The organism is Acetobacter ascendens, assembly GCF_001766235.1.
Taxonomy (GTDB): Bacteria; Pseudomonadota; Alphaproteobacteria; order Acetobacterales; family Acetobacteraceae; genus Acetobacter; species Acetobacter ascendens.
Map to the genome: position 1 here is coordinate 277,105 of NZ_CP015164.1, position 14,936 is coordinate 292,040.

Annotated in this window: 15 protein-coding genes; 8 read left to right on the forward strand and 7 right to left on the reverse strand. The window is 54.9% G+C overall.

Annotated features, from left to right (window positions below; genetic code table 11):
• Nucleotides 1-40 precede the first annotated feature (40 nt).
• Nucleotides 41-694, reverse strand: a complete 654-nt coding sequence (locus A4S02_RS01435; protein ID WP_019089777.1) for a ribonuclease D — start codon at nt 692-694, stop codon at nt 41-43.
• Nucleotides 695-898: 204 nt separating this feature from the next.
• Here A4S02_RS01435 and rlmB point away from each other — a divergent pair, with 204 nt between their 5' ends.
• The gene (gene rlmB, locus A4S02_RS01440) at nt 899-1,741 is read left to right on the forward strand and encodes a 23S rRNA (guanosine(2251)-2'-O)-methyltransferase RlmB (RefSeq protein WP_026019451.1); all 843 of its coding nucleotides are present in this window, start codon (nt 899-901) and stop codon (nt 1,739-1,741) included.
• On the opposite strand, the gene A4S02_RS01445 is transcribed toward rlmB, so the two are convergent.
• Nucleotides 1,675-3,027 carry a purine-cytosine permease family protein gene (locus A4S02_RS01445; RefSeq protein WP_070322729.1) on the reverse strand — a complete coding sequence of 451 codons (1,353 nt, stop codon included), beginning with the start codon at nt 3,025-3,027 and terminating at the stop codon, nt 1,675-1,677. The genes rlmB and A4S02_RS01445 overlap by 67 nt on opposite strands.
• A 51-nt stretch (nt 3,028-3,078) precedes the next feature.
• Nucleotides 3,079-3,897: an SDR family NAD(P)-dependent oxidoreductase gene (locus A4S02_RS01450; protein ID WP_167542408.1), complete on the reverse strand. Its 819-nt coding sequence runs from the start codon at nt 3,895-3,897 to the stop codon at nt 3,079-3,081.
• A 99-nt stretch (nt 3,898-3,996) separates the two neighbouring features.
• Here A4S02_RS01450 and gmk point away from each other — a divergent pair, with 99 nt between their 5' ends.
• The 5 genes from gmk (at nt 3,997) to A4S02_RS01475 (ending at nt 9,243) form a co-directional block, all read left to right on the forward strand.
• Nucleotides 3,997-4,650, forward strand: coding sequence for a guanylate kinase (gene gmk, locus A4S02_RS01455; protein WP_070322730.1), 654 nt, complete (start codon nt 3,997-3,999; stop codon nt 4,648-4,650).
• Between the two features lie 5 nt (nt 4,651-4,655).
• Nucleotides 4,656-6,089, forward strand: coding sequence for a D-glycero-beta-D-manno-heptose-7-phosphate kinase (gene rfaE1 / locus A4S02_RS01460; RefSeq protein ID WP_070322731.1), 1,434 nt, complete (start codon nt 4,656-4,658; stop codon nt 6,087-6,089).
• A complete protein-coding gene (locus tag A4S02_RS01465; protein WP_070322732.1) occupies nt 6,086-7,270 on the forward strand; it encodes an AGE family epimerase/isomerase in 1,185 nt (394 codons plus the stop codon). The genes rfaE1 and A4S02_RS01465 overlap by 4 nt, the downstream gene beginning before the upstream one ends.
• Before the next feature lie 72 nt (nt 7,271-7,342).
• Nucleotides 7,343-8,845, forward strand: coding sequence for a replicative DNA helicase (locus A4S02_RS01470; protein ID WP_070324134.1), 1,503 nt, complete (start codon nt 7,343-7,345; stop codon nt 8,843-8,845).
• Between the two features lie 179 nt (nt 8,846-9,024).
• Entirely contained in the window at nt 9,025-9,243 is a 219-nt protein-coding gene (locus A4S02_RS01475) for a hypothetical protein (RefSeq protein WP_070322733.1), read from the forward strand.
• Here A4S02_RS01475 and A4S02_RS01480 read toward each other — a convergent pair.
• Nucleotides 9,215-10,039 carry an IS5-like element IS12528 family transposase gene (locus A4S02_RS01480; RefSeq protein WP_082246719.1) on the reverse strand — a complete coding sequence of 275 codons (825 nt, stop codon included), beginning with the start codon at nt 10,037-10,039 and terminating at the stop codon, nt 9,215-9,217. The two genes, A4S02_RS01475 and A4S02_RS01480, sit on opposite strands and share 29 nt — an antisense overlap.
• Nucleotides 10,040-10,067: 28 nt before the next feature.
• Here A4S02_RS01480 and A4S02_RS15495 point away from each other — a divergent pair, with 28 nt between their 5' ends.
• On the forward strand, nt 10,068-10,307 hold the full coding sequence (locus tag A4S02_RS15495) for an NERD domain-containing protein (RefSeq protein ID WP_070322735.1): 240 nt from the start codon (nt 10,068-10,070) through the stop codon (nt 10,305-10,307).
• A 90-nt stretch (nt 10,308-10,397) separates the two neighbouring features.
• Here A4S02_RS15495 and A4S02_RS01490 read toward each other — a convergent pair whose 3' ends face one another.
• A complete protein-coding gene (locus tag A4S02_RS01490; RefSeq protein WP_208858931.1) occupies nt 10,398-11,480 on the reverse strand; it encodes an IS5 family transposase in 1,083 nt (360 codons plus the stop codon).
• Between the two features lie 130 nt (nt 11,481-11,610).
• Between A4S02_RS01490 and A4S02_RS01495 the strand changes: the two genes are divergently transcribed.
• A complete protein-coding gene (locus A4S02_RS01495; protein ID WP_265733692.1) occupies nt 11,611-12,015 on the forward strand; it encodes a nuclease-related domain-containing protein in 405 nt (134 codons plus the stop codon).
• Nucleotides 12,016-12,078: 63 nt separating this feature from the next.
• On the opposite strand, the gene A4S02_RS01500 is transcribed toward A4S02_RS01495, so the two are convergent.
• Entirely contained in the window at nt 12,079-14,496 is a 2,418-nt protein-coding gene (locus tag A4S02_RS01500; RefSeq protein ID WP_070322736.1) for a mechanosensitive ion channel domain-containing protein, read from the reverse strand.
• Between the two features lie 230 nt (nt 14,497-14,726).
• Nucleotides 14,727-14,876, reverse strand: a complete 150-nt coding sequence (locus tag A4S02_RS15825) for a hypothetical protein (RefSeq protein WP_003629136.1) — start codon at nt 14,874-14,876, stop codon at nt 14,727-14,729.
• Nucleotides 14,877-14,936: the final 60 nt, after the last annotated feature.

Sequence of the window (14,936 nt, forward strand, 5' to 3'; positions counted from 1 at the left end):
CCGATCCGGTTGATCAGAAAAAGGATGCGAGGGCGCGTGTTTACGCGCGGTGAGAGAAAATATCCGGGTCTTCATACCCAAGCAGGTCCAACCGGGCGCGGGCGGGCAGGAAGTCATAACAGGCCTGTGCCAGTTCACGCCGGCCTTCACGGTCCAGCAGGGCGGACATTTTATCCCACAATGCGTGCAGATACAGCACATCAGATGCAGCATAAGCCAACTGTTCGGGCTTAAGTTCCAGCGCACCCCAGTCTGATGTCTGCTGCTGTTTGCTCAGTTCCACGCCCAGCATATCCCGGCACAGGGCGGCAAGGCCGTGGCGGTCTGTAAAGGTGCGCACAAGGCGGGCGGCAATTTTGGTGCACACCACCGGGCTTACGGTAATGCCCAGCGCGTGCTGCAGAATTGCCACGTCAAACCGTGCAAAGTGCATGATTTTAGTAATGGACGGGTCTGCCATAACACGCTTGAGGTTGGGGCAATCATACCCTTTGCCCCCCAGGGAGGTGGGGATGATCTGCACCAGATGTGCTGTGCCATCACCGGCAGAAAGCTGCACAAGGCATAGTCTGTCCCGGTGCGGGTTCAGGCCCATTGTTTCCGTATCCACGGCCACGGACCCACTAAAGGTCACGTTGTCTGGAAGATCGTTCCGGTGCAGTGTAATGGCACCTTCGGATGGGGCAGAGGTCATAACCCGCTCCTGCGTGTTTTGTTGCTGTATGCTGTTGTGTTTCAGACCGATACAGCCGGCGTGATGGAATGTCCATTCCTGCACGCTGTGTATGGCGCTGTTATGGCGGCGGCGCACATTTATATGCGGGATAGGCGCAGGCAGGCGGAATGCGCTAGAAGGGCCTCATCTGTTACACCCTTAATAACCCGGAACTGTGTGTTTATGCGTCAACCTCGTCATGGCCGTCCTGCGCGGCGCCCTCGTGTTTCTTCTGCTGGTGGGCGGGAAGGCGCGCCTTCGGCTCCGGCGGGTACATGCTGGCTGTTTGGCACGCACGCAGTGGCTGCGGCACTTAATAATCCGCGCCGCGTGTATGAACGCCTGCTGGTAACGGAAGAAAATCATCCCGCGCTGGAAGAGGCCACACGCTCTGGCCGCGCTGTGCGCGTGGCGCCAGAACTTGTGCAGCGTCAGCGGTTGGATGATCTGCTGGGGCCGGATGCGGTGCATCAGGGCGTGGCACTGCTGGCACGTGTATTGCCGCCCATGCCGCTGGATGAAGCGCTAGAACGCCCCGGCCCGGTGCTGGTGCTGGATCAGGTAACAGACCCACGTAATATTGGGGCTATTCTGCGTTCAGCAGCAGCGTTTGGTGCTGCCTGCCTTGTGGTGCAGGACCGCAACGCGCCGGAAGAAACCGCAGTGCTGGCCAAGGCGGCATCTGGCGCGCTGGAAACCGTGCCCATGGTGCGCGAAGTCAACCTTTCCCGCGCGATCGAGCAATTGCAGAAAAGCGGGTGCTGGACAGTAGGGCTAGATGCAGGCGGCACCACGCTGGATGGCGCAAGTTTTGATGGCCGCCGCGTAGCCCTTGTGCTGGGCGCAGAAGGCAAGGGCCTGCGCCGTCTAACGCGGGAAAGCTGTGATGAAATTGCCGGGCTTTACATGCCCGGAGAAATGGAAAGCCTGAACGTATCCGTGGCTGCTGCTGTTGGGCTTTATGAACTGGTGCGCCGAGGCATGCCCAGCGCATACCAAAAAGCAGCGGCAAAAAAGCCCACGTAATATCCAATATCGGCCCCGCCCAGCCAGCGCGCCACGGGGCCGGTATACAGGCTGCTGGTTGAAAACAGCGCAATGGTCAGCACGGATGTGACGGCAAAAATAGTGGCCCCACGTGTCCAGCCCGGTGGAATGGGGTGCACTGTGCGGTCTCCAAAATACCAGTCTGCCAGCACAATGCCGATCCACGGGGCAATCCAGTACATGGTAACCAGCAGGTAATCTGTATAAAGCGTGGTGTAACGGCCTGCACCAGCCACAGCCAGCACATAGCCAAGGCTGGCTGTAAGAATGGCCGCGGCAATGCGGGGCACATGCAGCCCAGCGGAAATAAGGCTGTAGCTGGCGGTATTATCGTTAAACGAATTGCTGGTAATGGATGAAAGCGCAATAGCCCCAAGGGCCACGGCCCCAAGCGGCCCCATAGCCTGCTGGAGCGAGGCAATAACCGCCGTGGGTGAGGCCTCTGCCACAGATCCGGCAGAAATAAGCCCCAGAATCTGGAACGGAATGGCCGAACCCAAAAGCCCCGCCAAAGCCAGCAACACCACCTTTTTAGGGCTGGTATTGGCAGGCAAATACCGCGTGTAATCTGAGGAATACGAGGCCCAGGATAAATTGAAGCTGACCAACACACCAGTTGCCAGCAAAAAGGTGGAAAAACTGACAGCATGATGCGCTGCCAGCGGGGCCTGCCCTTTTAGCGCAAACACAATGCCAATAAGCGTGAACACCACCAGCAGCACTGTGCCCAGATATTTCTGCAAGGCCTGCACCACATGGTGCCCGTAAATGGAAGCCACCATCTGAATACTGGCCAGTATGCCCAAAGCTAGCCAGAACGGCATGGAAAGTCCTGCCAAAAGCAGCAGCGCCATAAGGGCGGTAGCGGCGGGCACGTTATTTACGGCATCCCACCCTACGCAATAAATCCAGTTCAGAAACGCCGGAGGGCGCAGGCCTTTTTGCCCTAAGGCCCGGCGAGATGCCTCCATTTGCGTAAGCCCGGTTTTGGGGCCAATGGCGGCCGCAAGGGCTACGGGCAGCGCGCCTATTACGTTACCAATAATAATAGCGGCCACGCCTGTCCGAAAATCCAGCCCCATGCCCGTAAGCAATGCCCCCGTTACCCAGCCGCCGGGGCCAAGATTGGGGGAAAAGTGGCTCCAGAACACCCGGTCTGTTGGCATGGTTTTTAGCGTTGCCGGAACGGGTTCTCTTACAGATGCGGCGGAAAGATCCTCCATCAGGCCACCGGTTTGAGGGGCTGAAGGGGGTTTTTGTATCATGGATAGCGTGTTCCTGCGGCGTGGGGCGTGGTTGGGGTTAGCGCTACAGTATCATGAAAGATCGGGTTCGGGCATGGAACCTGCGGCCCCTGAGGGCTGATTGTTGTAATAGAACTCTGCCAGTCGGATGGGCAGCAGATCCATAAAGCGGGAACCAGCAACCAGCCATAGCGGAAAGATAATGCGCCGTTCGTTCCGGCTTAGCCCGCGCAAAATACGGCGGCAAGCGCTGTTCACATCTGTCAGCCCCGGCATGGGGAAGGCGTTTTTGGCCACCATGGGGGTATCTAAAAACCCGCACACAACAGAGCTTAATAAAATACCTACCTTTTTGGCATCTCCCCCAGTAGCCACCATAAATCTGTCCACCGCCGCCTTGGCTGCGGAATAAGAGGGCGTGCCGGGGTAAGACACCACGCCCGCAACGGAAGAAATGGCGCAGATACGCCCACGCACGCCATCTGCCCCACGTGGCTGATGCTGCATCATATCCAGCGCGGGCAGCACGGTGTTGAGCACGCCCATCATGTCTGTTTCAAAAATACGATAAATTTGTGCCGCCGGTTCATACGGTGCGCCATCGGGCGTTTGCGGCTTGCGGGTGCCGCCCGTTATGCCTGCGCATGCCAAAACCAGATCCAGCCCATGTGTGCTGCGGATCCATGTATCCATTTCTGCACGGTCTGCCACATCACCTACATGCAAATGTACAGATGCCCCTCGGCTAATGCAGGCTTTGGCAGTTTCTTCCAGACGCTGTACGTTGCGCCCGCCCAGATACAGGGTGCGCCCGGGCCGGGCCAGCGTTTGGGCCAATGTTTGCCCAAGGCCGGAGGATGCGCCAGTAATCAGAACGGTATCATGCTTCATATTACAGATCGGCCTTTGCTTATGGTGGTTATGGCATAGCATGGCGGCTTCTGGCATGAAGGCGCAAGACGGATAGATAGAACACGCAGGGAAGGCAGCATGGCGCACAACGCACAGGGTAACCATAACGGAGCAGAACGGCGGCGCGGTGTGTGCCTGGTTATTTCTGCGCCATCTGGGGCGGGTAAGTCTACCATTGCCAATGCACTGCGTGCTTCCGAGTCCGCGCTCAAACACTCGGTTTCTGTGACCACCCGCCAACCAAGGCCGGGGGAAAAGGAAGGCGTGCATTACCACTTCCGCACCATGGAAGATTTTGAGCACATGGCCGCAAATGGGGAGCTGCTGGAATGGGCCACCGTGTTTGGCCGTGGTTACGGCACGCCCCGCGCCCCGGTAGAGGCCGCACTGGCTGCTGGGCACGATATGGTGTTCGACATAGACTGGCAGGGCCACCAGCAAATCCGCCATGCATTGCCTGATGATGTGGTGAGCCTGTTTGTGCTGCCGCCATCATTGGAAGAGCTGGAACGCCGCCTGCGTGGCCGAGCATCAGACCATCCGGATGAAATTGCCCGCCGCATGGCCGCCGCGCGGGATGAAATCTCGCATTGGCGGGAATTTGACCACGTTATTATCAATACAGAGCTAGACCGTGCCATTACAGAAGCCCGCTCTGTGCTAACGGCGGCACGTTTGCAAACCCGTCGGCGCACGGGGTTGTTGGATTTTGTTGCCAGCTTTGGAGCCTGAACGGCATGGATTTTTCTGCCATTACCGTGCTGTGCTTGGGTGATGTGATGCTGGACCGTTTTTTATACGGCAGCATGGATCGTATCTCGCCCGAAGCACCGGTGCCTGTGTTGTTGCTCGATTCCCGGCGCGAAATGCCCGGAGGGGCCGGTAATGTGGCCAGCAACATTATCTCACTTGGGGGGCGTGCCGTTCTGGTGGGGCTGAGCGGTCAGGATGAGGCCGGTGCCTGTTTGCGCGCCACATTGGCAGAAAAAAAACGGCTGGTGGATGCTACGGTGCAAAGTGCGGCCCGGCCCACAATTTGCAAAACACGCTTTATTGCCGCGCATCAGCAGGTGGTGCGGGTGGATGAAGAAAGCCACGCTCCAATTGCAGAACCCGAGCAAGAGGCCCTGTGCCGCCAGATTGATGCGCATATTGGGGCTTGTCAGGCAGTTGTGGTGTCTGATTACGGGAAAGGTGTGTGCACTCCGGCTGTGCTGGCACATTTGTTCCGCGTGGCGCGGCAAGCTGGCGTGCCTGCTTTTGTAGACCCAAAATCTACCGATTACACGCGCTACAAAGGCGCTACCTGCATTACCCCCAATGCCAAGGAACTGGCCGCAGCTTCCGGTATGCCAGTGGATACTGCAGCCCATGTAGAAGCCGCCGCCAGCAAGGTGATGGCACAGGCCGATGCACAAGCCATTCTGGCTACCAGATCGGAAAAAGGCATGATGCTGGTGCAGCGTGAGGGCAAGGTGCTGGCAGTGCCTGCCCGTGCGCGGGAAGTGTTTGATGTATCTGGCGCGGGAGATACCGTTATTGCCACCATGGCGCTGGCCGTTGGGGCGGGGATGTCCTTCGAACAAGGCATGCGCGTTGCCAATGCGGCGGCTGGCGTGGTGGTGGGCAAGCTGGGCACGGCCACGGCTGATATTCAGGAAGTTCTGCACGAGTTGGAAGAACAATCCGGCCCGGATGAAGTGCCGCACCTGCTGCCTTTGTCTGCCGCATGTGCGCAGGTGGCACGTTGGCAGGCACGCGGCCTGCGTGTTGGCTTTACCAATGGGTGTTTTGATATCATCCACCCCGGCCATATCAGCCTGTTGGCAGAAGCCCGCAGCGCGTGTGACAGATTGGTGGTGGCGCTGAACACAGATGCCAGCGTGCGCCGCATGAAAGGTGACACACGGCCTGTAAATTCACTGGAATCTCGGGCTGCTGTTATGGCGGCCATCCGTTACGTAGATGCTGTGGTGGCGTTTGATGAAGATACGCCGCGGGAGCTTATTTGTGCCCTAATGCCAGATGTGCTGGTGAAAGGGGCAGATTACCGGCCCGAACAGGTTGTGGGGGCGGATGTTGTGCAGGCCGCCGGGGGCAGGCTGGTGCTGGCCAATTTGCAGCAGGGGCATTCCACCACGTCTACAATCGGGCGGATTCGGAATACATGACGGTGCATAATCTGCCTGGCGCAGAAAACCTGCCACTTATTGCCGTGCGCAACCGCTTTGCGCGCTGGTTGTTTGATGATGCCTTGCCATTTTGGGCCAGCACAGGGTGCGATGGTACAGCCCAAAATCCGGCCGCTTTGGGGGCGCAGGAGTGCCTGACCTTACAGGGCACGCCAGCCTTGCCACCATTTAAGCGCGTAAGGGTGCAGGCGCGGCAGCTTTTTGTGTTTTCTTGGGCGGCGTTAAAAGGCTGGCACCCAGCGGCGCAACGGGCGGAAAGTATATTCAAGTTTTTGCTGCACGCTCATAGGCCAGATGGCGGCTGGGTTAAGCTGCTAGCGCGTGATGGCGCCGTGTTGGATGACAGTGCAGATTTGTATGATATCGCGTTCGTGCTGTTTGCTCTGGCATGGTATGGCCGTGTGGAACGCACAGGCCAAGCGGTAGAACTGGCGCGGCAAACGCTTGCGTGGCTGGGGCAGGCAATGGCCCTGCCCAATGGTGGGTTTATGAACACTCTGCCAGCCAATAATGCGTGGCGGCAGCAAAACCCCCATATGCACTTGCTGGAAGCTGTTCTTGCCCTGCATGAAACAACGGGCGATGCAGCAGATATGGCGCAAGCTCATGCGTTATATGCACTATTCAGCCAACGCTTTATGGATGAACGCACCGGCACGTTGGGCGAATATTTTGGGCCAGACTGGCAACCCGCAGCAGGGCCAGAAGGCCAGTGGTGTGAGCCGGGGCATCATTTTGAATGGGTTTGGTTGTTGCAGGCTTATGCGCGCCAAAGCGGGGTGGATACCGCAGCCCAAGCTGCGCGCTTATACCATTTTGCACATCTGTATGGCGTAGATACCCAAACGGCATTGGTGCGCGATGCCGTTGCACGGAATGGGCAGGTGCTTAAACCCACTTTTCGCTTATGGGTGCAAGGTGAGGCTCTGCGTGGCGCGCTGTGTCATGATCCGCAAGATAAAGCAGGCTGGGCCACGCGCATGGCCACCAATCTGCTTGATCGGTATTTTACGGACTGCCCCACAGGCACATGGGTAGATCAACTGGATGCACAGGGCATACCCGCTGCTTCACAAATACCAAGTAGCTCGCTTTATCATATCGTAACGGCGTATGATGCGCTGGATCAGGCTGCGCGGGCCTGCGTGCCATCTGCATAAAAAACGCTGTGCGGAAATGTGCCTGTAAGCAGGACGTGGCAGCGCGAATCTGATACAAGCGGTGTTGTGAGCATGACAACAACAGATACCCCCAACCAGAAGGACGAAAGCCTTCTGGCCCTTACCCTTCGGCAGCCCCCAGCCAATGTGGAGGCCGAACAGGCGCTGCTTGGCGCGTTGCTGACCAACAACCGCGCCTATGATCGTGTTTCGGACTTTTTGGCCGGTGAGCATTTTGCCAACCGTGTAAATGGCCAGATTTATGAAGCCATTGCCCGGCGCATAGAAAACGGCCAGTTGGCAGACCCCGTAACCATGCGGGCCGAGCTGGAACATTCCGGCATTTTGGCGAGTGTTGGCGGCATGGCCTATATGGCCAAGCTGCTGTCCTCCATGGTCGGGATTATCAACGCTGGGGATTACGGACGCACCATTCATGATGCGTGGATCCGCCGCCAGCTAATTGATATTGGTGAAAACGTGGTGAACAGCGCGTTTGGCACCACCATGGGCCTTTCCGGGCAGGACCAGATTGAAGCAGGGGAAGAAGCCCTGTTCAAACTGGCGACGGAAAAAGGCAATGAAGGGGATTTTGTTTCCTTCAATAAGGCGCTGAGCGGGGCCATTTCTGTTGCGGCCCAAGCCTTCCAGAACGAAGGGCACGTTACGGGCCTGACATCCGGCCTGCGTGATCTGGATAAAAAAACAGGTGGGCTGCATCCGTCGGACTTGCTGATTCTGGCGGGGCGTCCGGCTATGGGTAAAACGGCGCTGGCCACCAAAATGGCTTTTTCCGCCGCCCGCGCCATTATGGATGAGGCCGAGGAAACGGGAGAAAAGCCCAAAGGGGCTGTGGCTATTTTCTCGCTCGAAATGTCGGCAGAACAGTTGGCCACACGTATTCTGTCTGAACAGGCAGAGGTTTCGGGCGAGCGTATCCGCCGTGGTGATATTGGGCAGAAGGAGTTTGACCGCTTTGTGCGTGTCAGCCACGAACTGGCCCGCCTGCCATTGGTGATTGATGATACGCCAGCTATTTCCCTTTCCGCCATGCGCACACGCTGCCGTAGGTTAAAGCGTACGCAGGGCCTATGCCTTGTGGTGGTGGATTACCTCCAGCTTATGCGGCCATCTGTTGGCACCCGCCCAGAAAGCCGCGTGTTGGAAATTTCCATGATTACGCAGGGCCTTAAAGCCATTGCCAAGGAATTGGAAGTGCCCGTTATTGCGCTTTCCCAGCTTTCCCGTCAGGTGGAAAGCCGAGAAGACAAGCGGCCTATGCTATCGGATTTGCGTGAATCTGGCTCCATTGAGCAGGACGCCGATGCGGTGATGTTTGTGTACCGTGATGAATATTACCTGCAACAGCGTATGCCCAAGGAAACAGCTTTTGAATCCATGGAGAAATACTCTATGGCGATGGATGAATGGCAGCGCAAGATGAGCCTGGTGCATAATAAGGCCGAGCTTATTTTGGAAAAGCAGCGTCATGGCCCCACGGGCACTATCAATCTGTTTTTCGAAGGCGAATACACACGCTTTGCAGATTTGGATACCATTCATCAGGATCAGTAAACCTGTTAAAAAGGCCCCACATGTTGGGGCCTTTTTTTTGGTAAAAACCATCTGATATCCACGCAAATTTGAAAAGTGGTGCAGCTTGCCGTAAGGCGCTGTATGTGCCACTGCATGTACGTGCAAGAACAGCCTGTAAGCTGAATGCCAAAAAACAATAAGATCGGGCAGATTTTTTAATGAATAAACTTGGTGCCATTATTGCAGTGGCAGTGTGCGTTCTTGTCTTGCTGAATATTTCAACTGTTTTTGCGTTCTTGTTCCTGCTTCTAAAAATTGCTTTGGTTGTTGGGCTTCTTGCTCTGGCAGGGTTTCTGGTTTTTGGTTTTATTGAAAAACCAGAAACGCGCTTAGAGCCCTTTTGGAAATTCACGGATGAGCGTTTCGGCGTAGCATGAGGCTTCCCATGGCGATGTGGATCATGGCCTCTGCGACGTCGATCCGCTGTTCGTAGTCCTTCACAAGGCGACGCCAGCGGATCATCCAACCGAAGGTCCGTTCCACAACCCACCGACGCGGCAGGATTTCAAACCCTTTTGCTGTCTCTGACCGCCGGATGATCTCGACTGTGAAGTCGAGAAAAGTGGCCTTATCCATCAACTGGAGGCGGTCATAGGCTCCATCGGCAAACAGGTGCTTCACCCAAAGCCAGCGTTTACGAATGGCATCAAGGATCATCTGTCCTCCTGCACTGTCCGAAATATCGGCTGTTGTCAGCTGGACCAGGAGAAGGCGGCCATCCGTATCAACTGCGATGTGACGTTTCCGACCGACGATCTTCTTGCCTGCGTCATAACCACGTGTCTTTGCGTGGGGTGCCTTGATACTCTGGCTATCAATGACACCACCCGATGGACTGGTTTCGCGTCCTGTCGCTTCACGATCGAGCATCAGACAGACATCATGAATGGTCTGGAACAGGAAACGGCGCATCAGCCTGCGGAACCACCAGTAAACCGTTTGACATGGGCCAAAATGAACCGGAAGCATCTCCCAACCGCAGCCTGAGCGCACGAGATAGCGCAGAGCATTGATGATCTCACGGAAATCGGTTGTCCGTTTCCGACCACGCCGGTTCGCAGGGGGCATCAGAGGCGCTATGCGCTCCCATTCCTCATCTGTCAGATCAGACGGATAGCGTTTCGTCTTGCGTGTAATTCCGGCCATGCGACCTCGTTGTGCTGGCGTCCACATCCTGCCTTTGAATCACGCTCAAAACCTCTTGAAAACCTATCATAGCGAATTTCCAAAAGGGCTCTTACCTCCGGCCCCAACACCTAAGGGGGAAGCCCCCACAGAGCCGGTTTTTGAGAAACCGTATTTTGATGCTCATGAAAAGGGGCGGGAAGGGGAAGAAAAAGTAAGCGCAATTCTCCAGCATATGGGCTGGCCAGCCTTGCATAATGTTATTCTGGAAGATGGAGGGTTCGAAGAACCGTTGATTGATTTCCCTTCTGCCTGATTTCAGGTTTTTAGCGAGTTGATTGCTGGTTCGTGGACCTGATTTTCACTCTGCGTATTGAGCAGAGAGAGGGTCTCATGCCCTGAATTGCTACGCGCTCGCGTTAATCCGCTCCAGGAGGAGAAAGCGGCGCATATTATAGACGATATTGGCCAGCCCGATCCTCATGGTGGCTCGGGTTATCCCTACGGTTCGTATGAACAGTCCTGTCTGCGATTTCTGATCGGCAAAAACATGCTCGACACGCGACCGAATAACGGACTTTCCGGCGTTGGATCTCTGGATATGTCGTGGCATCGGCTTGAGATGAGGCTTTTTCCTGTGAACCTTCGAGACAAAGCCATGCTTGTCCATGAAGTCCTCATTGGCTTTTGAGCGGTAGGCTGTATCCGCCCAGACTGTTGATGCCATATTGGTTTTATCCAGCAGGCCCTCGCGTAGTCTGGCACCATCGCTGGCCGCTGCATCGGTCGCTTTCCATTTGCGGATCAGCCGAAATTTCCGGTCGATGGAAACATGCGATTTATAGCCAAAGAAAGGGATGGCCAGATCTGTTGCGGGCATACTCCCGTCATCCTGACGCTTTGCTTTCGTGAACTTCAATGTCCATCGGGCATGACGATCTTTATGGGACAGCTTTGAGGGCTTGTCCTGCCAATCCTGCGGGATCCGTCCTTCGCGCAGATCGGCCTTCTCTTCATTGGTATTGCGCTGCTTTGGGGCCGCTACCAGTGTAGCATCCAGGATCTGACCTGACATGGGGAGATAACCGGCATTCCGCAGGGTCGCATCAAAGCGGTTGAACAAAACATCAATTGCTCCCGCCTGTGTCAGACGCTCACGAAACAGCCAGACGGTCTTGGCATCAGGCACGCGGTCAGACAGCCCCAGACCAAGAAAGCGCATGAAGGACAGGCGGTCGTTGATCAGGTATTCCGTCCGTTCGTCGGACAAATTGTTCAGCGTCTGGATGACCAGAATTTTGAACATTAGCACTGGATCAAACGGAGGACGCCCGCCTTTGCTTCTGTCTGAATAGGCCAACGCCTTGTTCAGCTCCGGACGGAATACCTCAAAATCCACAGTCTGGGAAAATGCTTCAAGTTGGTCACCAAGCCCACTCAACCGAGCAAGCCGCTCTTCAACATCAAAGAAACCAGACTGCGTCATCAGCCACTCCTCCAGTCATCACACAAGAGAGGGAATCACACAGAGAGACCTAAAACCAGAGGGTTTTTCGAACCCTCCAGATGATAGAGGGCTGACAGAAATAGATCATCTTGTAAAAGCCCCGTGGGGCATTGTGGTTATTGAAACCAAAAATTACGATGGCTTTATTTCTGGTTCATCTACGCCGGGTGTTTGGAAACAGAGTTTTCCAAATTCTTCCGGGGTAAGCTACCGGCTGTTTATGGACCCCGTGCATCAGAACTATCGGCATGTTTGTGCTGTAAAATATTTGACCGAGATGGAAAACGTGCAATCTGTAGTGGTGTTTGCCGGGCGTGCCTATGCCAGCCCGTTTGTGCATCATCAGGTGGTGCGGCTGAAAAATCTGGAGCGCGTTTTACGTAAGCGGCCAGAAAGTTTTGCCCATGTTGATAAGCGCGAATTAGAAAAGGCATGGTACATTCTGCAACAGGCGTATATTGCCAATGCTGGGCGTGCGCGTGAACATATAGATGAATTGCGCCAGCGTTTTTCCTAAAAAAGAGCGGGGCCGGGTTTCTGCGGGCCATACAGGTAGCCCGCAGAAATTAAAGTGTGTTGGTTAAACGGTTATCAGGTTTTGCCGCACCGTAACCGGTATTTTGTTTTCCTGAAACGCCTTCCAGATTTCAAAAAGTGCGGCACTACGCACGGCTGTAAGGTCCGTGCCACTTACGGCCTTGGCAGATCCAATCAGCAGGGCAGAGCCATCAGATACGGAAGACATGCTGACACTTGGCTGCACGGTTGCATCCACATCCTTACAGGCGGCAAGGGTGCGCGCCATAACATCCATGGCTTTATCCAGATCAGATGCAAAAGGTAGATTGAGTTCTATGGTGAACACACCGGGCTTTTGTGCCCGTGTAGCATTTTTGACAGCCGAGGTAATGAACTGCGAGTTGGGGACAATCATGGTGGATTTATCATCTAGCCGGATATCGGTAGAGCGCACGCTAATGCGTTCTACCGTGCCGGTAACACCTGCAATGGTCACAACATCCCCAATGGAAACCGGGCGTTCAGCCATAAGAATAATGCCAGAAACAAAGTTTTGCACAATGGATTGCAAGCCAAAGCCAATACCCACAGAAAGCGCGCTAACAACCCATGTCATGCTTTTAACGGTAACGCCTAGCACCGCCAGCATGCTTAGCCCCACCAAAATCCAAGCCGCATAGCTTAGAATACTCAGGATGGAGGCCTGCGCCCCGATATCTAACCGCGTGGTGGGGAAAAACCTTTGCTTGAACCAAGATTTTAAAATGCTGATGGTGTAATAGCCCGCAACCGGCAACACGGCGCACAGCAAAATGGCATCCAGAGAGATATGGGAGCCATCGGTACTGGCTTGGCCATGAAACAACCAGTAAAGCTGGTGCCAGATTTGCTGCGGGTCAAACCCATCGCCACTGGTGGCAACAGCATAAGCTACGGCCAGCAGCAGCACATTTACAATACCGGGTACCACCACACACATCTGGTTTACAAGCCGCGGGGGCAGCCCCAGCTCAACCAGATGCCGCCCCAAAGGCGCACTGGCCGGGAAAAGCGTGCTGGCCATAACCGTAACCAAAAGGGAAAGCAGCAAAAGGCCAGTCATGCTAATGGCCATCATGCTCAACCATGAGATGATGGTGTAAGCCAGCGGAATATAGCCTGAAAAAACAGCCAGCCAGCAGACAATGGAAATTCCCATAGCCAGACTGATTAAAAACTGTGTGCGCGAGGGTTGGCTGGGTGTGTTTTCTGCTTGGTCGGAAATGCGCAATTCCTGCGGGATAACAAACAGCAAAGGGCTTACCGCCAGCACATACAGGCCATCCATAAACTGTACGGACAGCATGGAAATGCCGCTTTGCGTATCAATATAACGCAGGAACCCACGCATAATAAGCGCTGCCGCCAACCAGAGCGGAAACAGCCGTAAATTGCGCGCAATGGTGTCCGACATCGGAAAGATACGCCATTCTGGATGGCGTGAAAGCAGGCAAAACCCCAACTCAATAACAAGCCCGCAAAGTGGAAACTGCGCGCCCATCATGCTGCCAAGGGTGGTTAAATCTTCATCCAGCGCAGAGTTATCAAAGGCCAGAACGCTCCACAAAATCTGGAAGGAAAAGCCCCATGCCAACAGGCTAAGCACACCACAAATAAGAGTTGCGATAATGGGGCGGATACGTCCTGCAGGTAAAATACGCACCACCACCCGGCGAATAATGCCGTGTGAGAAAAACCACCCCACCAAAAGCAAGGCGGAAAGTGCTAGACCGCCGAGCGAAATAAAGATGCGCTTGCCAGCAAAAGCTACGCCCAGCACCCCAAGGGCTTCTCCCCCCAAAGCGCTGAGCCGTGTGGTGTCTGCACGGAAATTGCTGGTAAACTGAGACCAGAAATTAACACCCAGAGGTGAGGGAAAACGCTGCCACAAGGTAGCCTGCTGTATGGCGGTGCCATGCTGGCGCAGTTCATTAACAAGCTGCTGGGCTTCTACCTGATACAGCTTAAGCCGCGTCATGCGGGAATTGATATCCTGCTGTTTGGTCAGCAGGAGTTTGCGCTGCTCGGTAATGGAGGCCGCTTCTGCCGGTTCATCTTTGCCCGGCGGCTTGCCCAGAATATCTAAAAAGTTTTGATAAACCGCTTGGTAGGGTTTTAGGCGGGCTTGCAGGGTATCTGTTTGTGTAGCTACAGCATTGGCGCGGCGCAGCAAGGTGGCCAGTTCTGTTGTGCTTTGGGCGTTGCTTCTTTCTTGCTGACTGCTTTGGTAAATGGCGCTTATTTCTGTGCCAATACTTTCCAGCGTGCTGTTACTGACAATATCAGCAGTATTGGTAATAAGGGTTGTTGGGGCCGGTTCCGTAACCTGTGTGTTTTCTGTGGTGGCTGCCAAAAGGGGGGAGCTGGTTGCAAAAAACAGGGCACCCTGCGTAAGCACAAAGCACGATAGAAAAAGAGAACAGAACCGCTTCAAACGCATCAGAAAACCTTGTGTTTCAGGTGTCTGGAAAAAATAACACTTATATCCGTAACGTAGCGGCGTAAGAGGGGGTTGCGCCACTATTAAGCCAGCGGCTTAGTGTTATTGGGCGCGTGCGCAAGTTTCTGTTTTGTGCAGGCGGCGTATACGCTGTGCACATTCAAACAGATAAAGCCCTGCCATCAAATAGTGGCAGGGGTAGAAATTAACGTATGGGAAAAGTGATGGAGTTAGTCGTCATCACCTGTTTTGAGGTGATCATGATACCCGTATTTTTCCCACTGGGCGGCTGTGGTCAGATGTTTCGGTTCACTGGAGCTAAACATGCCACAGGCGGATAGTCCCAAGGTGCAGGCCAGCAGCAGAACCGCGCGTTTCATCTTACCGAATATCCCTTACCCGTTTTGTCTGCTTTTTCTATCTCATTGCAGGGCATCGTG

Excerpts from the sequence above, each read along its gene's own strand:
- A4S02_RS01435 (WP_019089777.1), bottom strand. The coding sequence starts at position 694 with ATGACCTCTGCCCCATCCGAAGGTGCCATTACACTGCACCGGAACGAT.
- rlmB (WP_026019451.1), top strand. The coding sequence starts at position 899 with ATGCGTCAACCTCGTCATGGCCGTCCTGCGCGGCGCCCTCGTGTTTCT.
- A4S02_RS01445 (WP_070322729.1), bottom strand. The coding sequence starts at position 3,027 with ATGATACAAAAACCCCCTTCAGCCCCTCAAACCGGTGGCCTGATGGAG.
- A4S02_RS01450 (WP_167542408.1), bottom strand. The coding sequence starts at position 3,897 with ATGAAGCATGATACCGTTCTGATTACTGGCGCATCCTCCGGCCTTGGG.
- gmk (WP_070322730.1), top strand. The coding sequence starts at position 3,997 with ATGGCGCACAACGCACAGGGTAACCATAACGGAGCAGAACGGCGGCGC.
- rfaE1 (WP_070322731.1), top strand. The coding sequence starts at position 4,656 with ATGGATTTTTCTGCCATTACCGTGCTGTGCTTGGGTGATGTGATGCTG.
- A4S02_RS01465 (WP_070322732.1), top strand. The coding sequence starts at position 6,086 with ATGACGGTGCATAATCTGCCTGGCGCAGAAAACCTGCCACTTATTGCC.
- A4S02_RS01470 (WP_070324134.1), top strand. The coding sequence starts at position 7,343 with ATGACAACAACAGATACCCCCAACCAGAAGGACGAAAGCCTTCTGGCC.
- A4S02_RS01475 (WP_070322733.1), top strand. The coding sequence starts at position 9,025 with ATGAATAAACTTGGTGCCATTATTGCAGTGGCAGTGTGCGTTCTTGTC.
- A4S02_RS01480 (WP_082246719.1), bottom strand. The coding sequence starts at position 10,039 with ATGTGGACGCCAGCACAACGAGGTCGCATGGCCGGAATTACACGCAAG.
- A4S02_RS01500 (WP_070322736.1), bottom strand. The coding sequence starts at position 14,496 with ATGCGTTTGAAGCGGTTCTGTTCTCTTTTTCTATCGTGCTTTGTGCTT.
- A4S02_RS15825 (WP_003629136.1), bottom strand. The coding sequence starts at position 14,876 with ATGAAACGCGCGGTTCTGCTGCTGGCCTGCACCTTGGGACTATCCGCC.